We start from the raw sequence: 7,859 nt of genomic DNA, 5'->3' as shown, positions 1-7,859 counted from the left end.
TTCACGTTGACCGCCGGCAGCGACCGTTTTTCACGTGCACGACGCAGCAGTCCCCAGACGCGACGGTATCCATAGCTGGGCAGTTCGCTGACCTCTTGCTGGATTTCAGCGACCAGCTCTACATCGTTCACAGGCCTGCTTCGCCGTGTCTTGGGCGATACCGATTGCTTGATTCGAACCGTTAATTGCGAGCGCGCCACACCGAGACATTCGCTGACCAACTTCACTGGTCGTCCCCCGGCAACAAGGGTGAGTGCGCAATCCACTTTCGCGACCGGGCGATCTCCACGGCCTCTTTGAGGATTTCTGCTTCCATCGTTTTCTTGCCCAGCATCCGTTGCAGTTCACGGATCTGCTTGAGCGCATCGCTCAGCTCGGAGGCAGGCACCACGGCTTCGCCTGCACTGACCGCCGACAGGCTGCCGTCCTGGTAAAGCTTGCGCCACAGGAACAGCTGATTGGCATTGATGCCATTGCGCCGAGCCACCACCGAAACGCTTTGTCCTGGCTCAAGGCTCTCGCGAACCATGGCCAGTTTTTGCTCCGGGCTCCAGCGGCGCCGCCGCTCCTGACCCAAAAGCTCCCCACTCTTATCGTTGCTGTTAGTCATAAACATAACCGTTTGCCTATTCCTTATCGTAAGGGGGAAACGGTGTCCTGTCTTTCATGGGGCTCGTTCAGCCGAGACTCTGCTGATGTTCCCCTTGTCGTAGACCAAGGCTCCTAGAGGCCCCATCTTGCCTTACAAAAAGCGCCAACCTGCGCGCGCCATGCCTTCCTAGCGGGCGCATTTTTACCCTTTTTAGCCATAAGTGCACAATGAATAAATGGACTAACTGGTTGTACAACAGGACATTTACCATCTGCGCCTGAAGAGGACTGTTAACGAAGATATTAGTGACCCTTTAGGTCGTTTTCTGCCTCTCGCGATGGGTAGAAAACGGCAAAAAGCGGTCGCTGATGATGGACAGCAAACGTACATAAGTAGACTGCAAACGAACCAAGCCCAGAGTCACTAGCCATAACCAGGCGAGGAAGATTGCGTGCCTGAAGCTTAGGCTTGATTATGAGCAATCCTCAGACCCGTTTCAGCTCATATATGCGCAGGTGAAGACGGCGACGATTACCCAGCACAGCCTCTGGAAAGGTCGCTGGCAAATCGCTGTAGCTTAGTGAATGTCCTCTGGTGAGAGTCGAAAGGTGCGTTGCTGCTGCGCCCTCGTGCCCCCAGAGCATGCAGCTTTACCATACGGGAATTCTGAATTAGCATTAATGACTGCGATTAATTATATAAAAGGGAAGTAGTGTATGGCTAATGATTTGAATGATGAAAGTATCTTTACCGAAGATGAGAGTCAGTTAGAGAGCGAGAAAGATATTGATATTTCTCACGAAAACTTCGACTTTTCATCCATAGCTATCAGTGCCAGTGATTGGACGACAGAGACAATAGTCAGTCAAATAGATAAGGGAAATATCTTATTAAGCCCGGACTTTCAGCGCCGAGATGCATGGGATGCTGCAAGGAAAAGTCGCTTTATTGAGTCCTTAATCCTGGGGTTTCCGATCCCTCAAATTGTTTTAGCCGAATCCAAAGCTAAAAAGGGCTCTTATATAGTACTTGATGGAAAACAACGCCTTTTAAGCATTCGACAATTTTTTGCGACAACAGACCAAGCTGAAAGTTACAAAAAGTTAACTCTAAAAAGTCTAGACTTAAAAGACGATCTAAATAACAAGACGATTGAGGCATTAAGAGAGAACCCCAAGTTTTTAAATGACATCGCCTCCTTGGAAAATCAGACGATAAGGACAGTTGTAATAAAAAATTGGGGAGATGAGCGCTTTCTGTATCATGTTTTTCTCCGCCTGAACACGGGAAGCGTACCTCTTTCACCTCAAGAACTTCGGCAAGCTTTGCACCCTGGCCCTTTTGTTAATTTCTTGGAGAAGAAGTCGACGAATTCTACACAGTTGAGAGAAATTCTTAAAATTAAGTCTGCCGACTTCAGAATGCGGGACTCTGAGCTTTTGCTCAGATACTTTGCCTTCAAAGGATTTTTAGTCTCTTACAAAGGAGATCTGAAGAATTTTCTTGATTCTACCTGCAAACTATATAATGAGCGCTGGCCAGGCTGTGAAGCTGAAGTAAACCAGCAGTATGAAGATTTTATAGCTTCACACGAAACAGTTAAAGCAATTTTCGCTGGTCATGCATATAGAAAATGGACAGGTCAGCAATACGAATCTAGATTCAACAGGGCTGTTTTCGACGTCATGATTTTAGCATTCTCTCACTCAGAGGTGAGAAAGCTAGCGGTTGGGCATTATGAAGATATTGAACAAGCGTATAAAGAAGTTTGCAGCGAATCGGCTTTTTTAACTGCGGTGGAGGCTACCACTAAGAGCATGGATGCTACTGTAACTAGACTCGCTGCATGGTACGAAAAGCTAAATAATTTGATTGGTGCAGGCTTGGGAATCCCTCAGAAGGAGAACGGCAATATAGTAGTGAAAAACGCTCATGACTAATACTCTTAGATATTCTGAGCTTTCAAATAGGCTGGCCGAACTTGAGGATCACCTTATTACCAAGGAGTTTAGTGACATTGGTGATTACGAAGAGCAAGTTAAAGATATGGCGCGCGGCTATAGGCTCTTAGCACACGCTGAGATCGAATCTTACTTAGAGGATGTTGTGAGGCAAATTGCCGACAAAACTCTAGCCAAATGGCAAGCCTCAAATATTGGCAGCAAAGAACTGATCAGCGTTTTAGCTGCGTTAAAAAACGACCCAGAGATATCAGATAGGCAATTATTTTCACTGAAAACTACTGAAGAAACAGTGAATTATTCGTTTGTTTTATTTAAAAAACGAATCACCAAAAATAACGGGATAAAGGAGAAGGATGTTAAGGCTTTAATGTCTCCGATAGGTTTTGATATCGAAGCTTTAATTCCAGAGCTTGTCCCGTTATTAGATAGCTTTGGAACTAAGCGTGGAGAAGTGGCCCACAGCACATCTCTAAAAAAGGAAATCAACCCCAAAGACGAGGTTGCTGATGTGAAAAACATACATGGATATCTCGAGAAGTTAGATCAAAAAATGTTTATAGTCATTGAGTCTCTGACCTAAGAATCGGTGAGCAGGTGAGGCACACTTGGTTCTTAATATAAGTTTCATTAGTAGGCAATTGAGCTTGGCTCCGGCTTTATCGAATAAAAAGTGGCGCTAAGATGTGCCGCTTTTGGTCGATTACTGTCGTTCGCGACCGGCGGCTTTCTGACAAAATCTGCCGGTCACAAGAGGCCAAGAACTGGCCGGAAGTGAATATCTAGTGTCTGAGAAGTTGGAGTCTTAGCCCGTTCCCGTGAGCGAAGAGAACGATTTGAACCAGCTGTTATCTGCATGGTGTAAAGTCACTGAGGGCTTCATAGCTAGCATGAAGGTCGTGAAGGAAATCCTCAGCCAATTCAGGTAGGCCCAAGATATAGGTGTCTCGGTAGGAGATTTTGAATAGCTTGTAATTTTGCATGCTATCAATGCTCCCCGTGGATACGGGTTTGAATGGTCGGCTTATGAGTATTTCTCTATTAAGCTGCTTTTCTTCAATTATGTTGTATTGATCCGCTGTCAAGTCTATTGCTGTCTCCTGATACTCAAGCCAGTAATGGGAAATCGTATCGTCCCCGACATAGTTTGCGGCTCTTCCACTAACACCATAAATCACTATAGATGGCCACTTTTGAAGTGCGTGGTAAGCGAATAGCAAGGAGGATAGCTTGCAGTTCATGACTGGAAAATCTTCTGTAACTAATAAATTATTTTCTTTTTTGGCAAGCTCCAGTTTAAGCCTGAATCGTTCTGCCTCAGCAACTACTTCATTTATATCTGGCTCGATCATAATTCTATTCACGTTACGCTTGAGTTAAGGGCAAGCAAAAGCACAGCGTTTGACTGTCCAGCGAACGAAGTAGCGACTATTTCTACTTCGGCTGAAACACTACTCGATTCGAACGGAACATGTCTATTGCAAGGGGGGGCAAGCGTTGTATCCGGTTCCAACGTTATCGTCATGCCGCCAAAATGGGAGCTGCCGAAATCGTGGTACTTCTATCCGGCATAGCGGGGTATGGCTGCGTCTCTATCAATACTCAGAACCAGGCGCTATCCGCACTGCTGTCGACCGGCAGCTTTTGGCCGAATGCTGCCTACCGCGAAAGGCGGCTAACGGCTGTGGATTCAACGGGTCGACGCAACACAACTAAATTCTGTGTAAGCAGAAGGAGTGTTGCAGATGAAGCAGAGACCTCGGATCTATTACACCGAAAGCCAGAAAAAGCTGATGTGGGATCACTGGCAAAAAGGCGACTCTCTCCAGCACATCGCCCAACTATTTGAACGAAACCACTCATCGATACAGCGCATCTTGGCCGAGACAGGAGGGATCAGACCCGCTGTACGCCACAGGTCCAGGTTGGCGCTGACGTTGGCTGAACGCGAAGAGATTTCGCGTGCAGTGGTGGCAGGTAACTCGATCCGTTCCATAGCCGCGCAGCTAGGGCGAGCGGCCTCTACGATCAGTCGTGAGATCAGACGCAACGGTGGCCAAGGATGCTACCGGGCTAATCGAGCTGATCAGGCTGCCTGGGATCGCGCCCATCGACCTAAGGTCTGCAAACTTGTTGAGAACCGAGCGGTGGCGCAAATTGTTGCAGACAAGCTTCAATTGCAGTGGTCACCGGAACAAATTGCAGGTTGGCTGAAGCGTACCTACCCGGACGATACGAGCTATCAGGTGTCACACGAGACGATCTATCGCACCCTCTTCATACAAGCTCGCGGGGCTCTGAAGAAGGAGTTGCTTGAGCATTTACGGCGCACGCGGGCCATGCGGCGCTCGCGCCATCACACGCAGAAGAAAGAAAATCACGGTCGAATCACAGACGCGGTATCGATCCGCGAACGCCCGGCTACGGTTAAAGATCGGGCGGTGCCAGGTCACTGGGAGGGGGACCTGCTGTGCGGTAGCAGGAACAGCCAGATTGCCACTCTTGTGGAGCGTCATACCCGTTACGTAATGCTGGTGAAGTTGGTCGGTAAGGATAGCGAGACGGTCATCAGCGCCCTGATCGAAAACGCCCGCGAGCTACCCCAGGAACTCTACAAATCGCTGACGTGGGATCGCGGCAAAGAGATGGCTGACCATAAGCGCTTTACGGTGGCTACCGACATCAAGGTCTACTTCTGCGATCCTCATCGTCCCTGGCAACGGGGATCGAATGAGAACACCAACGGGCTGTTGAGGCAGTACTTCCCGAAAGGGACTGACCTTGCGGATCACTCGCAAGCGACGCTCAATGAAGTGGCAAGGCAGCTAAATAGCCGTCCTCGGAAAACACTAAACTACGAAACGCCCGCTGAACGATTTAGCCAATCTGTTGCGTCGACCGGTTGAATCCACAGCCAAAAGCGGACGCTTACAGTAGAGCGTTCCAGCCTAAAAATTCGACGATGGCAATTTGATTTCAACGCCTTCACATTCGCGATACAGTGCACCTTCCCTTTGACACAATCCAGATCATGATGGGGACTGTTTTCGGACTACGCTTCCAGATCAAAAAGGCTAATTTAATTACAGTCGAGAATTTTGACCATGGCTAAAAACGACACCATTCTTGTGGACTCTTTATTACAGCAGATGCAGAGAGTAACGCCGGGCGATATTGGTGATATCTTTGAGCGATTTGCTTTAGAACAAATACTCAAGAGCTTCGATCTTTCAACTGAAGAAATGGACTTTGGGTGGACTGACGGCTCGTTGGATGGTGGAATTGATGGTTTTTACGTACTTATAAATGGACGCTTGCTAACCGATGCCACAGATTTTTCTTGGCCAAGAACCGGAGCAGAGATAAAGGTTTTTATTATAACGTGCAAGCATCACGAGACTTTCCAGCAAGGGCCGCTGGACTCGCTTCTCGCAACAGCCCAAGATATTTTTGATCTTTCCTTGTCAAATTCAGAACTGTCTGGAAAATACTCAGCAAAAATAAAGCAATGTCGCGATTTATTTATTTCCGCATTTAAACACTTATCCCTCCATAGGCCTACAATTTCGTTTGAAATTGTATATGCATCCCGAGGAAATACCGATTTACTTGGTACGAGTATAAAGGCGAGGGCGCAGCAGCTCATTAATTTGTTAAATTCTTATTTCAGTGCATCAGAGTGTATATTCAACGCGCTGGGTGCAGCTGAGTTGGTTGAACGCTATCGACAAGTGCGAAGCTTCGCATTAGATCTACCCGTGCAAGAATGTTTAACTGCTGGCCAGGAAGGGTATGTAGTTCTCGCCAAATTGAGAGATTACAGTGCCTTTGTTCAAGATGAGAACAAAAATCTGCGACGATATCTCTTTGATTCTAATGTAAGAGCATATTTGGGGAAAAACCTTGTAAATGCTGACATAAGGAATACCTTGGATGATAGCTGTGGTCCTAATTTTTGGTGGTTAAACAACGGTGTTACGATTCTCGCAACAAGCGCTTCTCTTGTGGGGAAAACCCTAAAGTTGCGCGATATTCAGATCGTAAACGGCCTTCAGACCACAGAGTCAATCTATAAGCACTTTTCGTCAGCAGCAGATTTAATAGGTGACGCAAGAACACTTTTGGTAAAAGTAATTGTGTCTCAAGATGAGAATGTTCGTGACCAAGTAATTCGGGCTACCAATAATCAAAGTGCCGTTGAGCCCGCGGCCCTTCATGCAACAGAAAGGATTCAACGTAGCATTGAAGAGATCTTGCTTCAGCATGATTGGTTCTATGAACGTCGAACCAATTTCTATAAAAATGAAGGTAAGCCTGAGGGGCGAATAGTTTCTCCTCTCCTTATGGCTGCTGGATCTGTAGCTCTACTCTTAAAAAATCCCGTCAGCGCATCCAAGTTAAAGCAAAAGTCGATTCGAACCCCTGAAGCCTACCAGTCAGTCTACTCAGAAATTTTCCCACTTAATGCTTGGCCCGTCGCTGCCGTGCTAATGAGGAGCGCTGAACTGGCGATAATAAGAGGACAGAGAAAGCGTGGCTCTCATACGGGAGTCATATCAGCCTGGCGAGGCCCATTAGCTTACGTTGCTGCGTCAAGAGCGCTTGGGACATTTTCTTTTGAACATCGAAATCTAATTTCGATGGATTTATCTGTTCTTAGCGATACCTTTATGGATGAGTGCTGGAGTTGTATTAGTTTGGTTCCTGGCCGTCAGAAATCCGTAAAAATAAGCGAAAGTATAATGCTGAAGGTGATTGATGCTGTACGGCGCAACTGGAACGTCGACGGTCAGCTATCGGATGGCAGGCGTGAAATTCAACGTCCGGTGAAAGTAGAGGCAACAGCTTACCAAGAGAGCGAGGTTTTTTTGCTTTCTGTCCTGGAAAGGCTTCCTGTCCAGCCTTGGACGCCGAGAATCCATGTTGATGTAGCAAATCAGCTCGAAACCAAGCCGGTGCGAGTCAGCAAAGCGATTAACTTGCTTATAGAACAAGGGAGGTTAATGAAACAGGTCAACGGCGTTGTTTTTGATACTGCTGGCAATGAAATCGCTCGTGACTCCAATAGGTAATTTGCCTATCACCAAATAGCTATTTTTCACAATAACTCGTCCCTACAAATGCTGCCGGTCACGAACGGCAGCTTGTGGCCGGTTGCTGCCTGCCACGACCGGCTGAAACCGACCCAGGCTGTGTGAAAACACCGCCGAGCAGTTCAAGATCAGCGGTTTAAAACAGTATGAGTCGATAGTGGACTTTCACTACCGGCAGCTTTCGTTCGGTCGTTGTCCTTCGAACAGCAATGG

At 47.2% G+C, this 7,859-nt stretch carries 5 protein-coding genes and 1 pseudogene; 4 read left to right on the top strand and 2 right to left on the bottom strand.

Annotated features, from left to right (window positions below):
- A pseudogene (locus tag AACY49_RS29145) lies at window positions 1-610 on the bottom strand (transposase); the annotation flags it as partial.
- 698 nt (window positions 611-1,308) lie between these two features.
- Here AACY49_RS29145 and AACY49_RS29140 point away from each other — a divergent pair.
- The gene (locus tag AACY49_RS29140) at window positions 1,309-2,532 is read left to right on the top strand and encodes a DUF262 domain-containing protein (protein WP_177116948.1); all 1,224 of its coding nucleotides are present in this window, start codon (window positions 1,309-1,311) and stop codon (window positions 2,530-2,532) included.
- A complete protein-coding gene (locus tag AACY49_RS29135; protein ID WP_339527612.1) occupies window positions 2,525-3,136 on the top strand; it encodes a HEPN domain-containing protein in 612 nt (203 codons plus the stop codon). The genes AACY49_RS29140 and AACY49_RS29135 overlap by 8 nt, the downstream gene beginning before the upstream one ends.
- Before the next feature lie 265 nt (window positions 3,137-3,401).
- On the opposite strand, the gene AACY49_RS29130 is transcribed toward AACY49_RS29135, so the two are convergent.
- A complete protein-coding gene (locus AACY49_RS29130; protein WP_339527610.1) occupies window positions 3,402-3,905 on the bottom strand; it encodes a hypothetical protein in 504 nt (167 codons plus the stop codon).
- Window positions 3,906-4,298: 393 nt separating this feature from the next.
- Between AACY49_RS29130 and AACY49_RS29125 the strand changes: the two genes are divergently transcribed.
- Both AACY49_RS29125 and AACY49_RS29120 read left to right on the top strand, forming a co-directional pair.
- Window positions 4,299-5,459 (top strand): IS30 family transposase, encoded by a 1,161-nt coding sequence (locus AACY49_RS29125; protein ID WP_339527608.1) that lies wholly within the window; start codon window positions 4,299-4,301, stop codon window positions 5,457-5,459.
- 198 nt (window positions 5,460-5,657) lie between these two features.
- Window positions 5,658-7,625, top strand: a complete 1,968-nt coding sequence (locus AACY49_RS29120) for an AIPR family protein (protein WP_339527607.1) — start codon at window positions 5,658-5,660, stop codon at window positions 7,623-7,625.
- The last annotated feature ends 234 nt before the right edge of the window (window positions 7,626-7,859 follow it).

Origin of the sequence: Pseudomonas sp. EL_65y_Pfl2_R96, from assembly GCF_963970905.1 — a bacterium.
Classification (GTDB): Bacteria; Pseudomonadota; Gammaproteobacteria; order Pseudomonadales; family Pseudomonadaceae; genus Aquipseudomonas.
This window is presented reverse-complemented; position numbering and strand designations above follow the sequence as displayed.

Bases quoted from the DNA above. Each gene is read 5' to 3' on its own strand.
- AACY49_RS29140 (WP_177116948.1), top strand. From the start codon at position 1,309: ATGGCTAATGATTTGAATGATGAAAGTATCTTTACCGAAGATGAGAGT.
- AACY49_RS29135 (WP_339527612.1), top strand. From the start codon at position 2,525: ATGACTAATACTCTTAGATATTCTGAGCTTTCAAATAGGCTGGCCGAA.
- AACY49_RS29130 (WP_339527610.1), bottom strand. From the start codon at position 3,905: ATGATCGAGCCAGATATAAATGAAGTAGTTGCTGAGGCAGAACGATTC.
- AACY49_RS29125 (WP_339527608.1), top strand. From the start codon at position 4,299: ATGAAGCAGAGACCTCGGATCTATTACACCGAAAGCCAGAAAAAGCTG.
- AACY49_RS29120 (WP_339527607.1), top strand. From the start codon at position 5,658: ATGGCTAAAAACGACACCATTCTTGTGGACTCTTTATTACAGCAGATG.